The sequence below is a fragment of the Pedobacter sp. 01N416 genome (genome assembly GCF_056399685.1).
In genome coordinates this window covers 1-1,289 of record NZ_JBFTRT010000876.1, presented here as the reverse complement: position 1 = coordinate 1,289, position 1,289 = coordinate 1, and the positions used below count along the sequence as shown (strand labels likewise).

The 1,289-nt window shown below is 40.2% G+C and carries 3 protein-coding genes; all 3 read left to right on the top strand.

Annotation, left to right across the window (positions count from 1 at the left end; translation table 11 throughout):
• Positions 1-202: hypothetical protein (locus tag AC1DND_RS28050; RefSeq protein WP_477586157.1), on the top strand; the 202-nt coding region annotated here is incomplete at its 5' end.
• Positions 203-247: 45 nt separating this feature from the next.
• Complete coding sequence (locus tag AC1DND_RS28045; RefSeq protein ID WP_477586156.1) at positions 248-826, top strand: methyltransferase domain-containing protein; 579 nt, start codon at positions 248-250, stop codon at positions 824-826.
• A gap of 179 nt (positions 827-1,005) precedes the next feature.
• Positions 1,006-1,289, top strand: a 284-nt coding sequence (locus tag AC1DND_RS28040; protein WP_477586154.1) for a Crp/Fnr family transcriptional regulator, incomplete at its 3' end; no start/stop codon positions are given.

Sequence of the window (1,289 nt, the reverse complement as noted above, 5' to 3'; positions counted from 1 at the left end):
TGGTAGGATCGACGATTCTGTAGAAACCTCACTGGCTTTATATAAGTATTATACACAGTACCTAAGCGCAAATCTGGATAGGATGCCGCAAGGGACCCGGTTGGTTAGCTTTCAGGGGTCTGGCAAGGAAGTGCCTGAAAATTTTACTTTAGTCAAGAGTACTTTTAACGGTCTTTTAAATATGTATGTCAAAAGCCACTGATTGCCCATTCCATTTTGTGCTTTTTATTATCGAATCAATAAATAAATGATAAATACCTACTTTGATCATGATATTCATTTCGATTATCTATATCCCGATCATATCCAACAACTTTCCAAGGTTCACTGGACACCGCTTGACATTGCAAGAAAGGCATCTGAATTTCTTTCATATCCTGCCCATAAGGTGATGGACATTGGCTGCGGTGTTGGCAAATTCTGTCTGACCGCAGCGTTTTTTAATCCCGGCACATTTTTTTATGGTATAGACCAGAGAAGGGACCTTATCAGATATGCAAATGAAACGAAGGAAAATCTTAATCTTTCTAACGTTGATTTCATTCATGGTAACATAACCGATGTAGACCTTAAGGAATACAGGAGCCTTTACTTTTTCAATTCCTTTTATGAGAACATCAATACCGAAGGTGGGATTGACTCTACCGTTAACAGGAATTATGATCTTTACCGTTTTTATAGCCAGCTGCTTTATAAGAAACTCGAGGCACAGCCACAAGGATGCAGATTGGTTACTTATCATACCGTAACAGGGCAAATCCCTCCTTCCTATAAGGCCATTGCCCAGTGCCATCATCCTGAGCTCAAAATGTATATCAAAGGATAATTTTGACTTTGATGCGCTCCCTTTGCGAAGATATGTCTGAAAAACATTACGGTGGCCTGGTTAAAAAAGGAAATCCAAAGGAAAGCCTTAAAATAAAAGTTGATTTGGGATTGTGCCCAGAGATAGTCCCCTGGGAGGGAAACTCCATGTAATGAATAATATAAGTCGTACCTTTATATATGAGCTTATCAGGAATTTTTCCCATTGATAAATGGAACTTCAGTACGCACTCGATATTAAATGTACTGACCGAAGAGGAGTATCGGTTCCTGATTTCAGGACAGGCTGAACAGAAATATGGAAAAGGAGAGGTGGTTTTCAGGGAAGGAGTTGTGCCTTCGGGGATCTACTTTATCCATAAGGGTAAGGTGAAAAAATATAAAGTGGACCATAGTGGGAGAGAGCAGATCATATACGTTGCTAACCAGGGAGAGTTCATCGGTTACCATGCCGTGCTCTCCGA

Excerpts from the sequence above, each read along its gene's own strand:
- AC1DND_RS28045 (WP_477586156.1), top strand. The coding sequence starts at position 248 with ATGATAAATACCTACTTTGATCATGATATTCATTTCGATTATCTATAT.